Raw genomic sequence first — 20,837 nt, 5'->3', positions numbered from 1 at the left:
CGTCAGCGTCAGTTGGAGAAGACGCCGAGCTCCTTGATCGAGTACCCGTATTCCGTCGTGCGCACCGTGCAGAGCACCCGCACGTAGCGGGCACTCGTCGCGGCGAACGATGCGGTGTCGAGTCCGCCGTTGCCGTTCGTGACCGACGAGACGGTGGTCCAGGTCTGGCCGTCTTGGGACACCTGCACCTCGTAGGCCTTCGCCGCGGCGGACTCCCACTCGACGACGACCCGGCTGACCGGCTCCGAGGCGCCGAGGTCGACGCGCAGCCACTGCGGGTTCACGCCCCAGTTGCCGCTCGCCCAGCGCGTGTTGGCCTTGCCGTCGACCGCGCGCCCGGGGGCGTAGCTCGTGAACGGGTTCCATTCGCTCGAGCTGGCCGATGCCGGCTTGCCCGTCGCGAGGTTCGCCGCGCTCGAGTAGCCGGTCGTCGCCTCCCACGTCTGCAGGTACGACTCGGCGCCGCGCATCAGGTCGGAGACGAGCGCGTCGCCGCCGCCCGACTGGCGCAGCAGCTCGACGTAGTCGGGCGTCAGGCCCGAGTGCACGAATCCGTCGACGTTGATGTCGAAGGTGCGCTGACCACTGACCTGCCGGTCGATGGTGGTGCCGCCGTCGGCGCTCGTGAACGGGTAGGTGATGTCGACCGGCGCGGTGTCGGCCGCCGGGTGGCTGCCGACGCCGTTGAAGTCGAGCCCGAAGCCGTAGGCCTTGTCGTACTGGGCGCGGAGGGCGCTGCCCGCCTGCCATTCGCCGATGAAGCCGGCGGCGTCGTGCGGGTAGCCGGTCTTGAAGCCGCCGAGGCGGTAGAGCCGCTCGGTCCAGCCGGAGTCCATCCAGCTGTGGCTCGAGAGCACGCCCGGGTAGCCCTGGGCCTCGAGCAGGTCGAGGGCGCGCTCGGCCGCCTTCACGCTCATGTGGTCGAGTTCGACCATCATGTTGCGGGCCATCATCGCCTTGAGCGCATACGCGCCGAGCGAAGTGAGACCGCGCGTGTTGCAGTTCTTGCCGGCCGAGTACTCGGGCACCTCGACGCCGGGCGGCAGCTGCTCTTCGAACTCGGGCACGGTGGCGTTGCCGATCGGGTTGTCGTGGCGGGCGGTGGGGCACGTCTCGGTCTGCCAGAAGGTGCCGGTCGAGTAGAACTGGCCGACGTTGATGATCGTGCCCTGCGTGCCGGTGTCGAAGCGCACACCGCAGAGGGCGTTGTCGAACTTGTGGCAGAGGAACATGCTCGAGATGCCGAGCTGCTCGAACTCGTCGAGTCCGCGGTCGATGTCGGCCGTCGAGCACTGCGCGACGTCGAGGATCATCTTGCAGCCGAACGGCTCGGACATCTCGACGCCGAGCACGACGGCGAGCTTGCCCTGCTCGATCACCGCTCGGGCATCGGCGGGCGTCGTGACGATGCGGAAGAAGCCCTTGCCTGGCCCGCCGTAGATGTCGTCGATGTACGCCTCCATCTCGCGCGCCTTCTGCGCCTCGAGGCGGATCGCCGTCATCTCGTCGCACGACCGGTCCTTCGGCATGATCGGCAGCGAGCAGATCACGCCGTTCGTGACGAGGTCGTTGACGAGGATGCGCTGGCCGCCGCGCCATGAGCGTTCGACCCAGGCGTAGTACGAGGCCTGGTGGCTCATCGAGGTGGTCTTCGGCCAGTCGGTGAAGGTCGGCCAGCCGACGGGGTCGTGCTTGCCGTCGGCATCGCCGCTGACGAGGTTCTCGAAGAGTGCGGCACTGCCGTCGGGGTAGTGGTCGGGGCAGTCCTTCAGGGCGGCTGCGACCCCGTCGGGCGAGAACGGCGCGCCGCAGATCATGCGTCCGCCGAAGCCCTCGTTGGAGTTCAAGTGGGTGTGCGAGTCGATGAAGCCCCGCACCTCGCCGTTGGCGTCGGTGCCGGCGAACGGTTCGCCGGTGACGTTCAGCTCGACGTCTTCGGCGGGGCGGTTGGGCGCCTCCCACCAATCGGAGGGTGCGGCCTCGGCCGGTGCGGTGTTCAGTGCGGCGGGAAGTGCCGCGAGGGCGGATGCCGCGAGTGCGGCTGCCAGGGCGAGGCCGAGGGTTCGGCCCCGCCACCTGCGCTTTCCTTGCTCGGTGGTGCGTTCGGAACGGACACGGTCTGGGCGTGCATGATCGATCGCCATCTGAGCCTCCTTGCTCGGTTGGAGGCAGCGTATTGTGGGTCGTTCGTCCCAGTCAAGCGTCCAACTCAATGATCGCGGTTGCAGATCGTGGGGAGTGCGCCGGGAGCCACCCGAATGTCACCCGTGAACGCGCTGAACGCCATCTCGACGTGCGCCCGGCGCCCATTCGGATTGCCCGCCCGCTCACGACCGGGGATACTTCACGAGTGACCCTCGAATCCGCCCAGAGCGCGACGCTCGATCCCCTCGGCCAGGTACCGGCTGCGATCGGTGCTCCCGCCCCGCGTCGATCGCGCGCGGCCGTCGCATGGACGGTGCTCGGCGTGGCGCTCTTCCTGCTCCTCTCCGCTGCCGTGCTCGCCGCGAGTGCGATCGCGAACCTCCGCTTCGACGCGGCGGTCGCGGCCCATCGCGACGCCGTCGCCGAGGCCGAGACGGTCGGCGCGTCGACCGCGGCCGTCGAGGCGGAGGCCGCTTCGACCGCGGAGATCGCCGCGTCGGTGCTGGCCGCACCCGACCCGCTCGTCGACGCAGCGGCGAACGCCGCGCTGACGACGGTCACGGCCGAGTTCGACGCCCTGATGGCCTCGGCGCCCGAGACCGAGTTCGCCGAACCGACCCGGCCGCTGTCGCGCCCGATCTGGTTCGCCGATCTCGACCGCGCCTCCGACCTGCTGGCCGCCGAGACCGAACGGCTCACCGCGCAGGCCGCCGAGGCCGACGCGTACGCCGCCGATCTCGCCGTCGCCGACGATGCCGTCACCGACTCGGGCGTCGCGTACCTCGACGCGATCGCGCCGGTCGCCGCCGCGGTCGAGGCCGCCAACGGATCCGCGCGCAACGTCGAGCGCATCGAGTACCGCAACAGCGTCGAGCAGCTCGCCGGCAGCACGTGGGGGTACGACGCCGCGGCGCGCATCGACGCCTACGTCGCTGCGGCCGCCGCCCTGCAGTCGACCCACGCGGCCGAAGAGGCCGAGAAGGCGGGCCCGCTCTACGACCGCCGCGTCGAGGTCGAGGCGTACGCCCGGTCGATCGCGGGCGGCGTGCTGCTCGAGTTCGACTGGGCCCCGATCGTGATCGGCTACGGCGAGAACGGCTCCGCGGGAGGCACTGCGACCTGGGACACCTGGGAGGGCGGCCTCTCGACGATCACGCTCTCGAACAGCATCGCGGAGCAGTGGGGCGACCCGGTCATGGCCGCCCTCGTCACGCACGAGGTCGGCCACGCGATCACCTCGAAGTGCTACGACATCGTCGGCGAGTACGCGAACGACAACGAGCCGTGGGCCGTCGCCTGGGCGATCGGCATGGGGCACACCGACGCGAACGGCAACGGCGAGTGGCTCTACGGCCGCCCCTCGGACGAGCTCATCGAGCGCTCGAAGGCGTGTCGCTGAGCCGACCCGGCAGTTCGCCCATCGGCATCGTCCGACCGCCACTCGCGGCGGCCGGACGATGCCGGTGGGCGGTGCTCAGCGGGAAGCCGCGTCGTAGCCCGCCTCGATCGTCGCCGTCACCGGTGCGCCGCCGAGCGTCGAGACCGTAGCGGTGACCACTCCGGCGGGGATCGACGCCTTCCGAGTCGTGAACGAATGCACGGCGTTCGCGCCCGGCGCGACGGAGGCGAACGTCTTCGTGCCGTAGGCGGAGCCGAACGAGACCGAGATCGGAACACGCTCGTTGTTCGTCGCCTTCGCGGTCACGTGGACCTTGCCGCCGAGGATCCGCGTGCCGGCGACGACGGGCACGTTCAGCGTCGGATCCGGGGTCGGATCGACGGGCGTGACCTGGCGATCCTCGCCGTTGACCCGCACCGTGACGGGACCGGCGTCGGGCGCCCGGTCGGCGGTCACGGTGAAGGCAGTGACCTGCCCGTTCTGCCACTCGGCGCTGACCTCGTAGCCGCCGCGGGCGCGCAGGCCCGTGAACGAGCCGGAAGCGGCCCATTCCTCGGGCAGCGCGGGCAGCAGGTGGATGACCCCGGCATGGCTCTGCAGGAGCATCTCGGTCAGCGCGCCCGAGATGCCGAAGTTGCCGTCCATCTGGAAGGGCGGGTGGTTCGCGAAGAGGTTCGGCAGGGTGCTGTACCGGAGCAGCCCTCGCAGCATGAAGCGCGCACGCTCGCCGTCGCCGAGGCGTGCGAACAACGCGGCACGCCACGGCCAGGTCCACGAGCGACGGCTGTCGCCCGAGACCGTGGCCTCGGTGAACGGCACGCCGTCGCGCTCGCCGTTGCGGGCCTTGAGCGAGACGAGGGCCGCGGCGGCGAGCTCCGGCGTCTCGCTCGTGATCTGGCGCCCGGGGTAGACGGCGAAGAGGTGCGAGGTGTGCCGGTGCAGGTCGTTGGGATCGTCGCGGTCGGTCTGCCACTCCTGCAACTGACCCCAGCTGCCGATCTTGTTCGGCGCGAGCCGCGACTGCAGGTCGGCGATCGTCGCCCGGTACGCGGGCTGGGGAGTGAGGCCGGCGGTGGCGTCGAGGTAGTTCTGGAACAGGTCCCAGATGATCTGCTGGTCGTGCATGACGCCGTCTTCACGCGGGCCGTGCTCGGGCGACCAGCCGTCGGGCGCGACGAGCGTGCCGTCGGGCAGCTCCTTCAGCTGGTCCTCCCAGAACTGGCAGATCTCCGTGATGAGCGGAAGGGCGACGTCTTCGAGGTAGGCGGCGTCCTGCGTGAACGCCCAGTGCTCGTAGACGTGCTGGGCGTACCAGGCGCTCGCGATGGTGTTCCACTCCCAGGCGTTGCCGCCGAAGATCGACTGCGAGGTGCGCGCCGTCCAGCCCCGCACATCCTGTCCGAAGGCGTGCCTCGTCGCGACCCGGCTCGGCACCGCGACCTGCTCGATGAAGGCGACGAGTGCCGAGTGGGACTCCGAGAGATTCGTGGTCTCGGCGCCCCAGTAGTTCATCTGCACGTTGATGTTGGTGTGGTAATCGGAGGCCCACGGCGGCTGGTTGCTGTTGTTCCAGAGCCCCTGCAGGTTCGCGGGGAGGCCTCCCGGGCGCGAGGAGCTGAGCAGCAGGTAGCGGCCGTAGTCGTAGAGCGCCTGTTCGAGCGTGGGGTCGGCGCCGCCTGCCTTGTACCGCTCGAGACGTGCGCCGGTGGGCAGCGCCTGCACCGAGGCATCCGTCTCGCCCCAGTTCACCGTCGCGCGGGACATCAGCTTCGTCACCTGTGCGGTGTGCTCGTCGCGGAGCTCGGCGTAGGAGCGGGCCGCCGCCGCGTCGATCGCGGCGACGATGCCCGGTTCGGGCGCCGCGCCGCGCCATCCGTCGGCCGCACTGAGCTTGTAGTCGGTGCGGGCGTCGAGCACGAGGGTGAGCGTGCCGCACCCCTCGACCCGGAGCGTGCCGCCCTCGACCGAGACGGTGCCGTCGGCCTCGACCACCCGGATCGTGCAGGCGTGCTTCAGCGCGTTGGCCATGGCGCCGGCGAACGAGAGCTCGGCGCCGACATCGGCACCAGCGGCGGTCGGCGCCGCCCCCTGGCCCGACGTCAGCGACAGCACGCCGGACAGGCCCGACTCGGCGTCGGTCGTGTAGCGCAGCACCATGACGTCGGCAGTGCGGCTCGCGAACGCCTCGCGCACGACCCGCCCCGCGACCGTGTCGAACCTGGTGACGTGCACGCCGACCGCGGTGTCGAGCCCGCGGCGGTACTCGGCGACCGTGCGCAGCGCACGCGAGTCGAACGACGAGCCGACGAGGGCGACCTCGCCGATCGCGAACGGAGTCGCGCCCGAGGCGGTCGCGAAGGTGAAGCGGTACGAGGCGTACGCCGTCGAGTTCGTGAACGTGAAGGTCTTCGCCTCGCCGCGGGCGGCGAACGGCGCGCCCGGCTCGCGCGAGTCGAGTGCGACCCACGTCACGCCGTTCGTCGAGCCTTCGAGCTGCCACCGGCCGGGGTCCTGCTCGGGCGAGTCGGATGTCGCGGTCAGCACGTACGACGTGGCGACGACGCCGGCCGGCAGGTCCAGCTGCCACTGCACTCCCGCGCCGGGCTCGGCGACCCGCCACGCCGTGGTCGGGTCGCCGTCGACGCTGCGCGTGAGGTCGGTGGTGGCATCCGTGCCGGCCGCCATGCCGCTCGGCGACGAGACGTACGCGAGTGAGCCCGACGACAGGTTGACGCCGCCCAGGGAGATCTCGGCCACCTGGAAATGGCTGACGCCGGCCTTCGGCACGAACGTGAAGCGGTAGAACCGGTACGCCGTGGTGTTGGTGAAGGTGTACTGCTTGGTCTGGCCCCGGCTCTCGAACGGGGCTCCCGTTCGAGCGTCGAGCGCGGTCCAGTTCGATCCGTCGGCCGACCCCGAGAGGGTCCACTCCTGGGGGTCGCGCACGGGCACGTCGTTGGCGCTCGTGAAGCTGTAGCTCGAGACCGTCGCGGCGGTCGGCAACTCGGCCTGCCAGAGCACCTGCGCGGGCGGCGCGATGATGCACCACTTGGTGCTCGCCTTCGCGTCGATGGTGCGATCGACGCCCTCGGCGGCGGTGGAGATGTTGTACGGGCCGCCGGGGGAGGTCACCCTCGGTCCGGCGGCGAAGGTGAAGCGCAGCGTGCCGAAGTCGCGGTACGAACCGAAGCCGGTCACGCTCGTGTCGTAGGCGCCGTCGGGCTGCCCCATGAGCGCGTTGTCGTAGTCGTTGACGCCGCCCCACAGGCTCTGCTCGTTGAACTGCACCACTTCTTCGTCGGGGTTCGCGAAGATCATTCCGCCGAGGCGGCCGTTGCCGATCGGCAGGGCCTGCGACTCCCAGTTCGTCGCCGGTGTGCCGTACCACAGCGACTTCGCCGAGAGCGAGGGGGCGGCGATCGCGGCCCGCCTCGCGGGGGCCGTCGCCGCGAAGGCGGTCGACGGCGCGGCGGCGGCGGGCCGTGCGGCGAACAGGTCGCCGAGCAGCGGTGCCATCACGACGACACCGCCGATCTGGAGCACGCGTCGGCGGTGGGGGTCGAAGGTGAAGTTCATCGAGGTCTCCTGCGCATCATTGATCAGGTGTTTGGGTTCGAGAATCGGCCGTACGGCGCGAAGGCAGCAGGCCATTGCCCATTCTGCACAAGCAGAGATCAGATGTATAGACCGGGCTTCACTCCGGTTGGCGGGCGGCTCGGGCGTAGCGTTCGCTGTAGGTCAGGAGTAGTGAGCGCAGTTCGTCGGGCGACTCCACCGTGAAGTCCATGCCCAGCATGCCGATGTAGGCGGCGATGGTGTCGAGGGAGTCGGCGCCGGTGACGAGCACGGACTCGGTCTCGGAGACGGCCTCGACGACGCCCACCGCGTGGTGGATGCGGGCGAGCACGGCCTCGGCCGGCGCCGCGATGCGCAGGCGCGCGTGCACCTTCCAGCCGCTCTCGGCGATCGAGCGCATCGCGAAGGCCGTGTAGTCGCCGCCCGGCAGCGCCACCGGCTCGAACCGGCGCCGCGTCGGCATGCGCGGCTCGATCCAGTCGGCTCGGAAGGTGCCCCACTCGTCGTTCGACGGGTCGCGGCCCACGAGGTACCACCGGCGCGCCCAGCTCAGCAGCCGGTACGGCTCGATGAGGCGGGCCGCGCCCTGGTAGTCGAACCGGATCCATTCGACCCCGCGGATGGCGCCCGCCACCGCGGTGAGCACGCCGGCGTCGACCTCGGGGTCGGGGGCGTCAGTGTCGTTGTTCTCGGGCGCGTGCTCGATCACGGTCGCGAGTGCCTCGACCGTGGGGCGGAGACGTGACGGCAGTACCTGCTCGAGCTTGGAGAGCGCCCGCGTGCTCGACTCCTCGACGCCCGCGATGCCGGTGGCCGCCCGCAGGCCGATCGCCACGGCGACCGCCTCCTCGTCGTCGAGGAGCAGCGGCGGCAGCTTCGCACCCGCGCCGAGACGGTAGCCGCCGGCGGCCCCGCGCGTGGCGTCGACGGGGTAGTCGAGCTCGCGCAGGCGGTCGATGTCGTTGCGGATGGTGCGCGGTGTCACGCCGAGCCGGGCGCCGAGTTCGGTGCTCGTCCAGTCGGGTCGGGTCTGCAGCAGGGCGAGCAGCGAGAGCAGTCGTGCGGCGGTATCGGACATGGTGGAAACTCGATCGTTCATTAGGAATTGAATGTTCCTATATGCACCGTACCGTCGAAGACATGACGAACCCCACCGCTCCCACCGAAATCCGCCCGTTCACGATCGACGTCGCCCAGGCCGACCTCGACGACCTCATGGAGCGACTCGCGCGCACACGCCTGCCCCAGCCGGCACCCGCCGACGACTGGGACACCGGAACGCCGAACAGCTACCTCCGCGAGGCCGTCGAGGCCTGGCGCGCGTTCGACTGGCGTGCCGCCGAGGCGCGCATCAACGCCGTGCCGCACTTCGTCACCGAGGTCGACGGCCAGCCCATCCACTTCATCCACGTGCGTTCGGCCCACCCCGGCGCGACGCCGCTGCTGCTGGCGCACACCTACCCCGGGTCATCCGTCGACTACCTCGACCTCATCGACCTGCTCGTCGATCCGGTCGCGCACGGCGGCCGCGCCGAGGACGCCTTCGACGTCGTGATTCCGGATGCCCCGGGCTACGGCTTCTCGAACCCCGTCACCGAGTCCGGCTGGACCACCGCGCGCGTCGCTCGCGCCTACGACGAGCTCATGCACCGGCTCGGATATGCCGAGTACGGCATCCACGGTTCCGACAACGGCGCGCTCGTCGCCCGCGACCTCGGTCTCGCCGCCCCCGAGGGCTTCCTCGGCCTGCACGTGCTGCAGCTCTTCTCGTTCCCGAGCGGCGACCCGGCCGAGTTCGAGCACCTCGAACCGCAGGACTACGCGGGACTCGAGCACATGCAGTGGTTCCAGTCGGTCGGCGGCTACAACACCATGAACGCGAGCCGCCCGCAGACGGTGGCCGTCGGCCTCAGCGACTCGCCGATCGCGCTGCTCGCCTACAGCGAGCTCTTCAACTCCTTCGGCAACGGCACCTCGCTCGTCACCCTCGAGCAGATCATCACCGAGGTGAGCGTCAACTGGTTCGCGAATGCCGCAGCGGGCATGAGCCGCAGCTACCTCGACAACGCGCGCGCGGAGGCCGAGCCGCAGGTGAACGCCGCGCCGACCGGAGTGGCCGTCTTCGCAGACGACTTCCAGACGATCAAGGTCTTCGCCGAGCGCGACAACTCGAACATCGTGCACTGGAGCCGGTTCGAGCAGGGCGGCCACTTCGCGGCGCTCGAGATGCCCGAGCTCCTCGCCGGTGACATCCGCGCCTTCTTCGCCTCGCTGCGAGACGCGTGACGGCCGCGCCGCATCGAGCGGATGCCGCAGGCACGAGCCTGCGGCATCCGCTCGTCAGCTCCTGACCGATCAGGAGGGGGAAGAGGGCGAGGGTGCGAGGTTCGCGGCCGCCGCGGCGTCGAGTGCGCCGCGCGCGAGCATCGTCGAGCCGGCCACCGCGGCCGGCATCGCGGCCACGGCGCCGAGCGGCACCATGAAGCAGAGCTGGGTCGCGACGCCGAAGCCGAGCATCCGGGCCCCCTGCCCGCGAAGCACCGCCTTCCGGTCCGCCGCCGTGATGCCGCGAGCGTCGAAGGCGCGCGCGGTGAGCTCGCGCGCGAGGAGCCATCCCGACAGCACGACGCCGAGCACCGGCGCGACGACAGCCCCGACGAGCGGGACGAACCCGACCAGGGCGACGCCGAGGGCCGCGACGACGCCGAGCGCGATGAGCGCGGCGGCGTCGGCGGCCGCGCGCCAGAACCCGGCGCCCCGATCGGGCACGTCGCCGCCGAGCTCGATCTCGACGGCGCGCCAGATGCGTTCGTAGAACGGGTCGCCGACGGCGAGCGTCACCGCGGTGAAGGTGACCGCCGCGAGCAGCACGGCGCCGGCGAACGTCACCGCGGCGATGGCGATGCGCAGCGACGCGGTCCAGAATGCGTCCCATCGCTCGGCGAACGGCGTCGCCCACTCGACGATCGCCGGCAGCTGGATGCCGAGTGCCACGAGCACGGCGAGCACGATCACGAAGACGATCGCCGCGGGGATGAGCCCGAGCAGCATGACGCCGGGCCGGCGTCCCCAGAACCCGAAGCCGCGCAGCAGCAGGCCGGCGCCGGAGAGGAATCGCCTGAGCATCGCTCCAGCCTACGGCGCTGCCGCGCCCGGCTGCCGTGTCGGGCTGCCGCACCCGGATGAGCGCCGCAGGTTGACGCGGCGCGGCCATCGTGCTCGCATGGCGGGATGGAGCAATCGAAGGTCGCGGCATCCGAGCTCATCGACGACGACCGCCTCGACGACCTCGAGCGCGAGTTCGTCGGCCGGGTGCGCGGCCGGGTGCTCGAGATCGGCGCGGGGGAGGGCGAGAACTTCGGTGCCCTGCACGTCGACGTCGAGTGGATCGGGCTCGAGCCCGACGCCGAGCGACGTGCCGAGCTCGCGACACGCGCTCGCGAGTGGGGCCATCGCGCCGAGCCGCTCGACGCCATGGCCGAGTCGATTCCCCTGCCCGATCGTTCCGTCGACGCGGTCGTGGCGACCTGGGTGCTCTGCTCGGTCGCCGACCCGGCCGTGGCGCTGGCCGAGGTGCGGCGGGTGCTCGTGCCCGGCGGCCGGGTCGTGTTCATCGACCACGTCGTCGCGCCACCGCGCACGGTCAAGCGGGCGGTGCAGCGCATGGCCACCCCGTTCTCGGCACGGTTCTGCCACGGATGCCACTGGGATCGGGACTCCGCTCGGGCACTCGCCGATGCGGGATTCGTCGGCGACGACGTGCGGCCGCTCCGTGTACGGTCGATGCCGTTCGGCCCCGTGCCGACCCTGCTCTTCGACGGCCACGCGCCCTGACGCCGGTGATGCGGTGCGCGGAGCCGGGGCATCCGGTGCCGTCGACTAGCCTCGGAGCATGAGCCGCACCGTCTGGACCGTCATCGGCGTGATCGTCGCCGTCGTCATCGCGTGGTTCCTCGTCGACGTGCTGTTCAGCCTGCTCTGGTTCATCGGCAAGCTCGTGATCGTCGCCGTGGTCGCGGTCGTCGTGTACTTCGTGCTGCGCAACGTCTTCGGCGGCCGTTCCGATGACGGCCGCCGAGACTCGATCGAGCGCTGAGGGGTCGACCCTCAGGCCGCGTGCGCGGCTGCCTCGACGTGCTCGGTCGCCCAGGTGAGGGCGTACTCGGCGACCTCTTCCCAGCCGTCCTGGCTGACGATGCGGTGGGTGCGGCCGGCGAACTCGCGGTACTCGACGACGGCGGGGCTGCCCGTCGAGTGGTACTTCTTCACGATGGCCTTGCCGATGGCCGGCGGCACGACGTGGTCGATCTCGCCGGTGATGACGAGCAGCGGTGCGCGGTCGGTGCGGCCGAAGTCGACGTGGCTGACGCCGCCCTGCTCGTTGAACGCGCCGGCGACGCCCTCGAAGAACACCCGGTTGTACGAGTTCACTGCGAACTCCTCCCAGAGGCGATCGGATGCCGCGCGGTCGAGGTCGTTGCCGAAGGTGAAGTGGAAGTGGCCCTTCGAGAGCGGCTTCGCGCCGTTCTTGGCGAACGGGTTCGCGAGGATCGGCGTGCCCGTCCAGAGCGTCGACGCCGGCAGGGTCGTGATGCCGGCGGGCTGGCCGGGGGTGACGCCGACGTAGGCGGCGCCGAGTCCGCGGTCGGCGAGCATCTGAACCAGGAGGCCACCGAAGGAGTGGCCCATGATGATCGGCTTCTCGGGGAGTGCCCGGATGATGCGCTCGTAGTGGTCGGCGATCTGCGCGAGGCCGATGCCCTTCAGCGCCTCGGGGTTCGAGCGGATGTCGGCGACCTCGCGGTCGTCGATGCCGGGCCAGCCCGGAACGATGACCTCGTGGCCGCGGGCCCGGAAGTACTCGGCCCAGGTGTTCCAGCTCTTCGGGGTCATCCAGAGTCCGTGGATGAGGACGATGGGGGTCTTGGTGGCGGTCATGGTGCTCTCCTTCTGTGGCGTCCCACCCTGTGGTAGAACGATCGTTCTGTCTATGTCTGTGAAGTTACTCCGGGTCGAACCCCGTGTCAAGCAAAAAGAGAAAGATCGTTCTATCATTTTGGGTATGGCATCTCGAAGCACCTCCACGGGCACCTCCGAAGCGCGCGAGCGATTGCTGCGCACGGCCTCCGAGCTCTTCTATCGCGAGGGCATCCACTCGGTCGGCGTCGACCGCATCATCGGCGAGGCCGGCGTCACCCGGGCGACGTTCTACCGGCACTTCCCGGGCAAGGAGGACCTCGTCGAGGCCTACCTCGGCGTCGAGGACGCGAACATCCGCGGCGCGTTCGCGGCGGCCGAGGCATCCGGCGCCGAGCCGAAGCAGCTCGTGGGCCTCGTGATCGAGGGGCTCGCCGACGACGTCGCGCGCCATCACACCCGAGGCTGCCCGTTCATCAACGCCGCCGCCGAGTACCCCGACGCCGACAGCGGCGTGCGCCGGGCCGTCGCCGAGCATCGCGAATGGTTCCGCTCCGAGCTCGAGTCGGTGCTGACGGCGGCCGAGGTGGAGGACGCCGCGGGCGCAGCCGCCCAGCTCGTGCTGCTGCGCGATGCCGCGATGGTCGGCGGCTACCTCGACGGGTGGGAGCGGGTGCGCCCCGCGTTCACCGAAGCCGCCGTTCGCGCGGCCGGCGTGCGGGGCTGATCCCGTCATGACGCTCCTCGAGCTCGACGTGCCCGTCCGCGACGGCGGCAGTCTGCACGCGTACGACACCGGGGCGGATGCCTCGTCGGCCCTCACAGTCGTCTGGCATCACGGATCTCCGCAGACGGGCGCGCCGATCGCGCCCCTGCTCGAAGCGGCGTCGGCCCGGGGCATCCGACTCGTCTCCTATGGACGCCCGGGCTACGGCGGCTCGACGCCGCGGCCCGGCCGCGACGTCGCCTCGGCGGCAGCGGATGTCGCGGCGATCGCCGATGCGCTCGGCATCGAGCGATTCGCCGTGATGGGGGCGTCGGGCGGCGGCCCCCACGCACTCGCCTGCGCCGCGCTGCTGCCGGGGCGCGTCACGGGGGCGGTCACGCTCGCGGGCATCGCCCCGCGCACCGACGCCTTCGACTGGTTCGCCGGCATGGCCTCGCCGGGCGGCTTGCGCGCCGCCGTCGAGGGGCGTGCCGCGCGTGCCGCAGCCGCGGAGACCGAGGAGTTCGACCCGGCGCAGTTCCTCCCGGTCGACTGGGCGGCACTCGACGGGCGATGGGCATCGCTCGGCGCCGACGCGCAGCGAGCGGGGGAGGCCGGACTCGACGGCCTCGTCGACGACGACGTGGCCCTCGCCGCGCCATGGGGCGTCGAGCTCGGCGGCATCGGCGTGCCGGTCCTCCTCGTGCAGGGCGAGGGCGACCGCGTGGTGCCCGCGAAGCACGCCTCGTGGCTCGTCGCGCACATCCCGCGCGCCTCGCTCTGGATGCGGCTCGACGACGGACACGTCTCGGTGCTCGACGTCGTGCCCGACGCGATGGACTGGCTGCTCGAGCGGAGCTGAGCGGCCGGCGGTGCGCCGCCCGACTACTCCAGGCCGTCCCGGGACTCGCGCGCCTCGTCGGCGTCGACCTCCGCGGCCTCGGCGTCGCGAGCCGCGCGATCCCGTTCGCGGGCGAGCGCGCGCTGGGCACGATCGGCGTCGGCGATCTCCGACTCGACTCGGCGCAGCTGCTCCTCGAGCTCGTCGCGCCGGGCCGTGAGCTCGTCGCGGCGGCGATCGGCGTCGGCCAGTCGGGCGGCGATCGCCTCGAGCGCAGCGGATGCCTCGGCCGCCCGCCGCTCGGCGGCCTCGACCGCGCGCTCGGCACGTTCCCGCGCGGCCCGAGCGCGACGGTCGGCGTCTGCGCGCGCGGCCGGTGCGGCATCATCGCCGCCCGCGGCTTCCGCTCGACCGGCGCTCGGCAGTGGTCCGCCCGCCACGGCGTCGCGCAGGTCGACCTCGACGCCGACGGCCTCGAGCGCGCGCACGAGTCGCCCCGATCGCACGGCGTCGGCGGCCGAGGCATCCGACATCGCGGCCTGGAAGGTCTGCGCGACCTCGTCGAGCACCGGGGTGCGCACGGGTGCGCCGAGTTCCTCGGCGAGTTCGCCCGCCTCTCGTGCGAGTGCCGAGACGAGGCGACGGCGCTGCCGGCCGAGCTCCGCGAGCTCGACGGCGTCGAAGCGGCCCTGGGCCTGCCGCGCCTCGGCGCCGAGCTCGAGGATCGCCTCCACCTCGTCGGAGCGGTGCCGCACGAGCTGGTTCACGAGCCAGGCGGCGGGGGAGGGGCGGCGCAACTCGCGGATTCGGGCCGCGAGCTCGCGATCATCGGAGGCGGTCGACTGCGCCCGGGCGTTGCGGGCCGCGGTGAACTCGTCGGGGCGCAGCGAGTAGAGCGCCGTGGCGGCGTCCTCGAGCGCGTCGGCCGGCGGCACGGGTCACACCCCGCCCGGCTCCTCGATCGCCGGGCGCACGCTGCCGACGCCCCAGCCGTACGAGAGCTTGTGCGCCTCGAGCACGAAGAACGACTCCGTCGAGACGACGCCCGTGATCGCCGCGATGCGGCCGTTCAGCATGTCGATGAAGTGCGGCACGTCTTCGCAGATGACCTCGGCCATCACGTCGAATCGGCCGGTGGTGTGGATGACGTAGCTCGTCTCGGGGAGCTCGGCGAGCGCCGCACAGACCGATCGGGCGGTGCCCGGCGTCACGCGGATGCCGATCATCGCGAGCCGGTCGAAGCCGATCGCGAGCGGGTTCGCGATGCCGACGATCTGCAGGATCCCGGCGTCTTCCAGCCGCTTGGTGCGGTATCGCACCGACGAGGCGGGCACCCCGAGGTCGTCGGCGAGACGCTGGAACGACCGGCGCCCGTCGACCTGGAGGGCGGCGATGATGCGACGGTCGATGTCGTCCATCTCGAATGGTGCGGCCATGGAACGAACCTAGCGCCAGCGCGGCGCGGGGTGCAGGGCACGCTCACCGGGCACCGCGCCGCGTTCGGCGATGAGCTGACCTGCTCAGTGTGACGATTCGTGATCAGCAATGACGCTGAACTGTTGATTCAACAAAAATCCTCTCAACTGTTGTGCATTCAGCAGATTCCCGTGAGGATGACTCTCAGATCGACATGAGCAGCCGTCGTCGTGCACTCGACGGAGAGTGGCACACGCGTCATGATCGCCGAATCTCCGGCCATGCAGACGCGCGGCCATCGCCGCGATCGCGCCCGTTTGCAGTTCCACTGATTCGCCTACGAAGGAGTAGCACCATGGAGAACATCAGCCGTCGCGGACTCTTGATGGGCGGACTCGCCGCCGCCGCAGGTCTCGTCGACGCCGCCGGCCAGCCGATCAGCCCTGGGAACGGCCACGGCAACGGAACGCCCTCGCTGAAGCACGCGAAGGGCGACAAGAACGCCTGGGACGTGATCGTGGTCGGGGCCGGTGCGGCGGGCATCGGTGCGGCGCGCCGCCTCACGGACCAGAACCCCGATCTGCGTGTCGTGATCGTCGAGGCCCGCGACCGGATCGGCGGCCGCATGCACACCGACCGGACGTCGATGGGCATCCCGGTCGAGCGCGGTTGCGAACTCGTCCATGGCGGCCCCTATGCGTCGACCTACCCGTGGATCGAGCAGGCCGGGTTCGACATGCGGATGTTCCAGAGCAACTACATCCGCCAGGCCGATGCACCGACGTCCTCGCCGTCCTCCCAATGGCACCAATGGGACTCTCCGACCTCGTGGCTCTTCCCGCTGGGCCTGCCGGATGCGCTCATCCCGTACGACCCGGCCGGGCAGAACCTCCCGCTGCCGGCCGCCCTTCCCGGCGAGATGGCCGACGCGTATCTCCTGCGCCTCGGGGTGACCGCCGCGAACACGCCGACCGGCCTCAACTACGAGCTGACCGACGACAGCGAACCGCTGTACGACACGGCCGCCGCTCGCGTCGCCGCACCGCTCCGGGACTGCATCCGGTACACGCTGCATCCCGAGCAGGCGCCGGAGCCGGAGATCCTGGATCCGAACGACTCGCGGTACGACGACGGAGACTACAAGATCATCGGCGGCTACGACCAGCTGCTGCGCTTCATCGCAGGCGACGTCCCGGTCATGTTGCGGACCGTGGTCCAAGAGGTCGGCTACACCGCGAACGGTGTCGAGCTGCTCACGTCCAAGGGCACGATGTTCGGACGCCGAGTCGTCTTCGCCGTCCCCGCGGGGGTCATGCAGCGTCGTGACATCGCCTTCAGCCCCGGCCTGCCTGCCGCCAAGTGGGCCGCCTTCGACGCGTTCGAGTACCACGACATCTTCAAATGCGTGCTCGAGTTCAAGGAGAAGGTGTTCACTCCCAACGGCACCGACAACTGGGGCTACGCCGAATCGATGGATCACTTCCCGACCACGCTCTGGAACGCCTCGATCGCCTACCCCGGCTACAAGGGTCAGGCCATCGTCGGATGGGAGACCGGCGCCGCGGCACGAGAACTCCACGCGCTTCCGCTCGAGCAGAAGTACCAGGCCGTGCTCGAGGTCGTGCGCAAGTCCGCGGGAGACCCCGGCCTTCAGTACCACAAGGCCGTGATGACCGACTGGGCCAACGAGCCCTACTCGTGGGGCCCGTACGGCAGCGGCGGCAGCTCGAGGGACATGGCCGCAACCGTCGGCGGCGTCCTGTACTGGGCCGGCATGCGCACGAGCACCGTGTCGGCGTCGTACTCGTCCGGCGTCGCGCAGGCGGATCAACTCCTCCTGGCGCTCTAGGGAGGGTCGAGCTCAGCCGGGCGAGCCGTCGAGTGCCGCGAGCAGCGCGTCGAGGGCGGGGCGCTGGCCTGCCGTGAGCAGCTCCCGTGCCTCGAACGCGGGCGTCCATCGGGCCTCGTCGACCTCGGGGAACTGCTGGCGCTGCCCCGAGCGCGGCGGCCATTCGATCTCGAAGGTGTTCGAGCGCAGTTCGTCGATCTCGAAGTCGGGGGCGTTGCCCGCGAACACCCGCACCGTCTTGCCGGAGGAGTACCGGAACGCGCCGAGATCGATGATGCCGATGTCGGGCGGCGGCACGCCGATCTCCTCGGCGAACTCACGGCGGGCCGCGGCGAGCGGCTCCTCGTCGGTGAACTCGCCCTTCGGGATCGACCAGGCGCCCGCCTGCCTGCGCGCCCAGAACGGTCCGCCCATGTGCGCGATGAAGACCTCGAGCCCGCGCAGCTCGCGGAGCTCGCGGTAGAGCAGCAGGCCCGCGCTGGTCACCGGCACGGCGCACCGCCGTGCCCGAGCACGCGCGCCGTGCGCGGGAGTAGCGTGGGGCGAGTCGGTCGGAGGAGGAGCACATGGCACGCATCGTGATCATCGGGGGCCACGGAAACATCGCCCTGAAACTCGAACGGCTGCTCGCCGATCGCGGCGACGAGGTCGACGCGGTCATCCGCAACCCCGACCATGCCGCCGACGTCGCTGCCGCGGGCGCACGCCCGGTCGTCGCCGACATCGAGCGGCTCGACGTCCACGATCTCGCCGAGATCCTGCACGGCCACGACGCGGTGATCTGGTCGGCGGGAGCGGGCGGCGGCGATCCCGCGCGCACGTACGCCGTCGACCGCGACGCGGCGATCCGTTCGATGGTGGCCGCCGAGAGTGCGGGCGTCGCGCGGTACGTGATGGTCTCGTACTTCGGCTCGCCCGACCACACCGTGCCCGAGGGCAACACCTTCCGCGCGTACGCCGAGGCGAAGGCGGCTGCCGACGAGCATCTCGCGAGCACGGCACTCGACTGGACCATCCTCGGCCCGAGCACGCTGACCGACGGCGAGGGCACCGGACGCATCGACGTCGAGGCGTCGAGCAGCGGCACCGTCGACCGAGCGGATGTCGCGGCCGTCGCCGCCGAAGCGGTGCACCGTGACTCGACGGTGCGCCGCACCATCCGTTTCAACGCCGGCGGCACGCCGATCGCCGAAGCGCTCGGCTGACCGGCGCCGCTCGAACGCTGGCACGAGCGCCGGAACGGTCAGTGCTCGCGTGGTCGCCGGATCAGCGACCAGAGCGCCGCGAGGCCCAGGAGGCCTCCGACCGCAATGAACGTTCCGAGAATCGACCAGATCACGCTCTCCGTCGACATCGCCCACCTCCGTGTCAGTGGCTTCATTCTGCACGCGGGCGCATCCGACCGCCAGCACCCCCGTCGACGGCGGGCGTTCTGCTCTGAGCGGATCGAGCTGTCGGCGAGCGGATGCCACGGCTAGCCTCTCGTCATGGGCAAGGTCGTCGAGTTCACACGGGTCCCCGGTATGCAGACCACGCAGTCGAGTGCGCCCGGCCGAGATGCGACGAGGCCGCTCTGGCGGCACGCGCTCGGCGAGGTGCTGCGGGGCGAGCGGCTCGAGCAGGAGCGGATCCTGACGGAGGTCGCTGCGGTGGCCGGCGTCTCGCCCCAGTATCTGTCCGAGATCGAGCGCGGTCGCAAGGAGCCCTCCTCAGAGGTGCTCGGTTCGGTCGCCGAGGCGCTCGGGCTCGAGCTCGTCGACGTCGTCGAACGCGTCGGCTCCCTGCTCGGAGAGCGCCGGGAGACCGATCGGCGCGAGGCAGAGCGTCGCGAGCTGCTGCGCATCGAGACGTCGTTCGCGTTCCGCGCCGACGCGGGCGTTCTCGTCGACCTCGGCCCGGAGCATCCACTCGCTGCCGTGCCCGGCGCGACATTCGCGCCTGCGGTCTCGGACTCCTACCTGCTCGCCGCCTGATGGCGGACGACCGCTTCATGGCGATCCACGATCCGGACCTCCTGGCGCAGGGCGAGCGCGTGCTGGGAGCCGACTTCGCCGCGATGCACGAACGGGTGCTGCAGGTCACCGCGCTGACCTCCCGCCTGAACGCGCTCCCGTTCGACGACGAGGCGGGCAAGGTGGAGATGCTCGAAGGGATCCTGGGCCGTCCGCTCCCCGCGGGGCTCACGATCTATCCGCCGTTCTACACGGATCACGGCCTCCGGCTGGAGCTGGGCAAGCGGGTCTTCATCAATCAGGGCTGCACCTTTCTCGACTACGCCGGCATCCGGTTGGGCGATGGAGTGATGGTCGGTCCGAAGGCCACGTTCATCACGATGGGGCACCCGGTCGACCCCGATGAGCGGCGCCGGTTCCTCAGCGGCGCACCCATCGACGTCGCCGAGAACGTGTGGATCGGCGCCGGCGCCACGATCCTGCCCGGTGTCAGCATCGGACGTGACGCGGTCATCGCCGCCGGGGCCATCGTGGCCGACGACGTGCCGGCGGCGAGCCTGGTCGCCGGACCGAAGGGCACGGTGCGGCGGAGCTGGTAGCGCCCGCCGCACCGTCGGCCTACCTGCTGGCGGCAGAGGCGCCGGCGGCCGAGCCCGTCACCTCGACCTGTGCCGTCAGCACGTGGTCGGCGAGGCCGTACTCGACGGCGGCCGCCGCCGGCAGGATGAGGTCGCGGTCGGTGTCGTGCCGCAGCGTCATGGCATCACGACCGGTGTCGGCGGCGAGGGCCGCCTCGAGCTCGGCCCGCACGCGCACCACCTCGTCGGCATGGAGGATGAGGTCGGGAATGGTGCCGCGGCCCTGCGTCGACGGCTGATGCAGCACGACGCGGCCGTGCGGCAGGATCGCCCGCATGCCCTTCGCGCCGCCGGCGAGGAGCACCGCGGCCGGCCCGCCCGCCTGGCCGACGCACGTCGTCGCGACATCCGGCCTGATGTGCTGCATGGTGTCGTAGACCGCGAGCGCCGCGCCCGGCGATCCGCCGGGGGAGTTCAGGTAGAGGCTGATCGGCGTCTCGCTCGACTCCGAGGCGAGGTGCAGGAACTGCGCGATGAGCACGTTGGCCACGCCGTCGTCGATCTCGGTGCCGAGGTAGACGATGCGCTCCGAGAGCAGGCGGCTGTAGACGTCGAGCGAGCGCTCGCTGTTGCCGCGCTTCTCGACGACGTAGGGGATCGTGTAGCTCGTCATGACGTCGCTCCTGTTCCGGTGCGTGCCTGCAGCCCCACCAGGGGTCGGTCGCCCCCGGGGAACATCTCGCCGAAGCCGTCGGCGACGGTGTCGATGAAGCCGTACTCGACGGCCTCGGTCGCGGAGTACCAGCGGTCGCGCAGCGAGTCCTCGGCGATGCGCTCGATCGGCTGGCCGGTGTTCGCGGCGGTGATGCCGAGCACCGTGTCGCGGGTGTATCGCAGGTCGTCGGCCTGCAGCTCGATGTCGACCGCGGTGCCGCCGATGCCCGCCGAGCCCTGGTGCATGAGGATCCGCGAGTGCGGCAGTGCGAACCGCTTGCCCTTCGTGCCCGCCGAGAGCAGGAACTGTCCCGCGCTCGCCGCGATGCCGACGGCGATCGTCGACACGTCGTTCGGGATCGAGCGCATCACGTCGGCGATCGCCAGCATCGCCGAGACCGAGCCGCCCGGCGAGTTGATCCAGAAGCGGATGTCGCGGCGCGGGTCGTCGGCTGCGAGGGTGACGAGCTGCGCGCAGAGCCGGTTGCCGCCCTGCTGGTCGAGTTCGTCGCCGAGCACGATGATGCGCTCGTGGAAGAGACGCCTCGTGAGCTCGGCGTCGATCGGATGGATCGGTGGGGAGTCGTGTTCGCTCATGCCTCAAGCGTGCGCGCGGCCGGTGGGGCGCGGGGCGGATGCCGCCGAGAGCAGTGCTGCCGTGAGCGGATCAGCCGAGAGCAGCGGGAGTCGCGGCATCCGTGACCTTGCGGGTCACGCCCTCGGCGAGCGCTCGGGCGGTCATGC

General features: G+C 71.0%; 20 protein-coding genes. 10 read left to right on the top strand and 10 right to left on the bottom strand.

The genetic code is table 11. The features are described from left to right. Positions 1-8: 8 nt before the first annotated feature. Positions 9-2,144: a galactose-binding domain-containing protein gene (locus BUR99_RS17890; protein WP_084184131.1), complete on the bottom strand. Its 2,136-nt coding sequence runs from the start codon at positions 2,142-2,144 to the stop codon at positions 9-11. 206 nt (positions 2,145-2,350) lie between these two features. Here BUR99_RS17890 and BUR99_RS17885 point away from each other — a divergent pair, with 206 nt between their 5' ends. Then, complete coding sequence (locus BUR99_RS17885) at positions 2,351-3,544, top strand: hypothetical protein (protein WP_074261757.1); 1,194 nt, start codon at positions 2,351-2,353, stop codon at positions 3,542-3,544. 75 nt (positions 3,545-3,619) lie between these two features. Here BUR99_RS17885 and BUR99_RS17880 read toward each other — a convergent pair whose 3' ends face one another. Both BUR99_RS17880 and BUR99_RS17875 read right to left on the bottom strand, forming a co-directional pair. Further along, on the bottom strand, positions 3,620-7,120 hold the full coding sequence (locus BUR99_RS17880; protein ID WP_074261756.1) for a glycosyl hydrolase family 95 catalytic domain-containing protein: 3,501 nt from the start codon (positions 7,118-7,120) through the stop codon (positions 3,620-3,622). Between the two features lie 118 nt (positions 7,121-7,238). Continuing rightward, the gene (locus BUR99_RS17875) at positions 7,239-8,198 is read right to left on the bottom strand and encodes a helix-turn-helix transcriptional regulator (protein WP_074261755.1); all 960 of its coding nucleotides are present in this window, start codon (positions 8,196-8,198) and stop codon (positions 7,239-7,241) included. Between the two features lie 62 nt (positions 8,199-8,260). Between BUR99_RS17875 and BUR99_RS17870 the strand changes: the two genes are divergently transcribed. Further along, on the top strand, positions 8,261-9,406 hold the full coding sequence (locus tag BUR99_RS17870; RefSeq protein WP_074261901.1) for an epoxide hydrolase family protein: 1,146 nt from the start codon (positions 8,261-8,263) through the stop codon (positions 9,404-9,406). Between the two features lie 69 nt (positions 9,407-9,475). Here the strand turns inward: BUR99_RS17870 and BUR99_RS17865 are convergent, their stop codons facing one another. Beyond that, positions 9,476-10,246 carry an EI24 domain-containing protein gene (locus BUR99_RS17865; protein WP_074261754.1) on the bottom strand — a complete coding sequence of 257 codons (771 nt, stop codon included), beginning with the start codon at positions 10,244-10,246 and terminating at the stop codon, positions 9,476-9,478. Positions 10,247-10,351: 105 nt separating this feature from the next. Here BUR99_RS17865 and BUR99_RS17860 point away from each other — a divergent pair, with 105 nt between their 5' ends. Further along, complete coding sequence (locus BUR99_RS17860) at positions 10,352-10,954, top strand: class I SAM-dependent methyltransferase (RefSeq protein ID WP_074261753.1); 603 nt, start codon at positions 10,352-10,354, stop codon at positions 10,952-10,954. A gap of 58 nt (positions 10,955-11,012) precedes the next feature. Continuing rightward, entirely contained in the window at positions 11,013-11,216 is a 204-nt protein-coding gene (locus tag BUR99_RS17855) for a hypothetical protein (protein ID WP_074261752.1), read from the top strand. Between the two features lie 11 nt (positions 11,217-11,227). Here BUR99_RS17855 and BUR99_RS17850 read toward each other — a convergent pair whose 3' ends face one another. Continuing rightward, positions 11,228-12,058, bottom strand: a complete 831-nt coding sequence (locus BUR99_RS17850) for an alpha/beta hydrolase (protein WP_074261751.1) — start codon at positions 12,056-12,058, stop codon at positions 11,228-11,230. Positions 12,059-12,182: 124 nt separating this feature from the next. Here BUR99_RS17850 and BUR99_RS17845 point away from each other — a divergent pair, with 124 nt between their 5' ends. Further along, a complete protein-coding gene (locus BUR99_RS17845) occupies positions 12,183-12,764 on the top strand; it encodes a TetR/AcrR family transcriptional regulator (protein WP_074261750.1) in 582 nt (193 codons plus the stop codon). A 7-nt stretch (positions 12,765-12,771) separates the two neighbouring features. Beyond that, positions 12,772-13,605 carry an alpha/beta fold hydrolase gene (locus BUR99_RS17840; RefSeq protein WP_074261749.1) on the top strand — a complete coding sequence of 278 codons (834 nt, stop codon included), beginning with the start codon at positions 12,772-12,774 and terminating at the stop codon, positions 13,603-13,605. Positions 13,606-13,628: 23 nt separating this feature from the next. On the opposite strand, the gene BUR99_RS17835 is transcribed toward BUR99_RS17840, so the two are convergent. Then, positions 13,629-14,519, bottom strand: a complete 891-nt coding sequence (locus BUR99_RS17835; RefSeq protein WP_074261748.1) for a hypothetical protein — start codon at positions 14,517-14,519, stop codon at positions 13,629-13,631. A gap of 3 nt (positions 14,520-14,522) precedes the next feature. Beyond that, positions 14,523-15,020: an Lrp/AsnC family transcriptional regulator gene (locus BUR99_RS17830; protein WP_074261747.1), complete on the bottom strand. Its 498-nt coding sequence runs from the start codon at positions 15,018-15,020 to the stop codon at positions 14,523-14,525. 335 nt (positions 15,021-15,355) lie between these two features. Between BUR99_RS17830 and BUR99_RS17825 the strand changes: the two genes are divergently transcribed. Next, positions 15,356-16,849: a flavin monoamine oxidase family protein gene (locus BUR99_RS17825; protein WP_074261746.1), complete on the top strand. Its 1,494-nt coding sequence runs from the start codon at positions 15,356-15,358 to the stop codon at positions 16,847-16,849. A gap of 12 nt (positions 16,850-16,861) precedes the next feature. Here the strand turns inward: BUR99_RS17825 and BUR99_RS17820 are convergent, their stop codons facing one another. Beyond that, positions 16,862-17,341, bottom strand: coding sequence for an NUDIX hydrolase (locus BUR99_RS17820; protein WP_074261745.1), 480 nt, complete (start codon positions 17,339-17,341; stop codon positions 16,862-16,864). Between the two features lie 74 nt (positions 17,342-17,415). On the opposite strand from BUR99_RS17820, the gene BUR99_RS17815 reads away from it, so the two are divergent. From BUR99_RS17815 to BUR99_RS17805, 3 genes are all read left to right on the top strand, one after another. Continuing rightward, positions 17,416-18,054, top strand: a complete 639-nt coding sequence (locus BUR99_RS17815) for an NAD(P)H-binding protein (protein ID WP_074261744.1) — start codon at positions 17,416-17,418, stop codon at positions 18,052-18,054. A gap of 282 nt (positions 18,055-18,336) precedes the next feature. Then, entirely contained in the window at positions 18,337-18,822 is a 486-nt protein-coding gene (locus BUR99_RS19735) for a helix-turn-helix domain-containing protein (RefSeq protein ID WP_084184129.1), read from the top strand. A gap of 17 nt (positions 18,823-18,839) precedes the next feature. After that, positions 18,840-19,400: a DapH/DapD/GlmU-related protein gene (locus BUR99_RS17805; protein WP_234980907.1), complete on the top strand. Its 561-nt coding sequence runs from the start codon at positions 18,840-18,842 to the stop codon at positions 19,398-19,400. 19 nt (positions 19,401-19,419) lie between these two features. Here the strand turns inward: BUR99_RS17805 and BUR99_RS17800 are convergent, their stop codons facing one another. Then, positions 19,420-20,052, bottom strand: a complete 633-nt coding sequence (locus tag BUR99_RS17800; protein WP_074261742.1) for a ClpP family protease — start codon at positions 20,050-20,052, stop codon at positions 19,420-19,422. Further along, on the bottom strand, positions 20,049-20,690 hold the full coding sequence (locus tag BUR99_RS17795; RefSeq protein WP_074261741.1) for a ClpP family protease: 642 nt from the start codon (positions 20,688-20,690) through the stop codon (positions 20,049-20,051). Before BUR99_RS17795 ends, BUR99_RS17800 begins: the two co-directional genes overlap by 4 nt. Between the last annotated feature and the right edge of the window lie 147 nt (positions 20,691-20,837).

The sequence above is a fragment of the Agromyces cerinus subsp. cerinus genome (assembly GCF_900142065.1).
Lineage (GTDB): Bacteria > Actinomycetota > Actinomycetes > Actinomycetales > Microbacteriaceae > Agromyces > Agromyces cerinus.
This window is presented reverse-complemented; position numbering and strand designations above follow the sequence as displayed.

Bases quoted from the DNA above. Each gene is read 5' to 3' on its own strand.
- BUR99_RS17840 (WP_074261749.1), top strand. From the start codon at position 12,772: ATGACGCTCCTCGAGCTCGACGTGCCCGTCCGCGACGGCGGCAGTCTG.
- BUR99_RS17870 (WP_074261901.1), top strand. From the start codon at position 8,261: ATGACGAACCCCACCGCTCCCACCGAAATCCGCCCGTTCACGATCGAC.
- BUR99_RS17855 (WP_074261752.1), top strand. From the start codon at position 11,013: ATGAGCCGCACCGTCTGGACCGTCATCGGCGTGATCGTCGCCGTCGTC.
- BUR99_RS17860 (WP_074261753.1), top strand. From the start codon at position 10,352: ATGGAGCAATCGAAGGTCGCGGCATCCGAGCTCATCGACGACGACCGC.
- BUR99_RS17830 (WP_074261747.1), bottom strand. From the start codon at position 15,020: ATGGCCGCACCATTCGAGATGGACGACATCGACCGTCGCATCATCGCC.
- BUR99_RS17890 (WP_084184131.1), bottom strand. From the start codon at position 2,144: ATGGCGATCGATCATGCACGCCCAGACCGTGTCCGTTCCGAACGCACC.
- BUR99_RS17850 (WP_074261751.1), bottom strand. From the start codon at position 12,058: ATGACCGCCACCAAGACCCCCATCGTCCTCATCCACGGACTCTGGATG.
- BUR99_RS17795 (WP_074261741.1), bottom strand. From the start codon at position 20,690: ATGAGCGAACACGACTCCCCACCGATCCATCCGATCGACGCCGAGCTC.
- BUR99_RS17805 (WP_234980907.1), top strand. From the start codon at position 18,840: ATGGCGATCCACGATCCGGACCTCCTGGCGCAGGGCGAGCGCGTGCTG.
- BUR99_RS17865 (WP_074261754.1), bottom strand. From the start codon at position 10,246: ATGCTCAGGCGATTCCTCTCCGGCGCCGGCCTGCTGCTGCGCGGCTTC.
- BUR99_RS17825 (WP_074261746.1), top strand. From the start codon at position 15,356: ATGGAGAACATCAGCCGTCGCGGACTCTTGATGGGCGGACTCGCCGCC.
- BUR99_RS17800 (WP_074261742.1), bottom strand. From the start codon at position 20,052: ATGACGAGCTACACGATCCCCTACGTCGTCGAGAAGCGCGGCAACAGC.
- BUR99_RS17845 (WP_074261750.1), top strand. From the start codon at position 12,183: ATGGCATCTCGAAGCACCTCCACGGGCACCTCCGAAGCGCGCGAGCGA.
- BUR99_RS17815 (WP_074261744.1), top strand. From the start codon at position 17,416: ATGGCACGCATCGTGATCATCGGGGGCCACGGAAACATCGCCCTGAAA.
- BUR99_RS17875 (WP_074261755.1), bottom strand. From the start codon at position 8,198: ATGTCCGATACCGCCGCACGACTGCTCTCGCTGCTCGCCCTGCTGCAG.
- BUR99_RS19735 (WP_084184129.1), top strand. From the start codon at position 18,337: ATGGGCAAGGTCGTCGAGTTCACACGGGTCCCCGGTATGCAGACCACG.
- BUR99_RS17880 (WP_074261756.1), bottom strand. From the start codon at position 7,120: ATGAACTTCACCTTCGACCCCCACCGCCGACGCGTGCTCCAGATCGGC.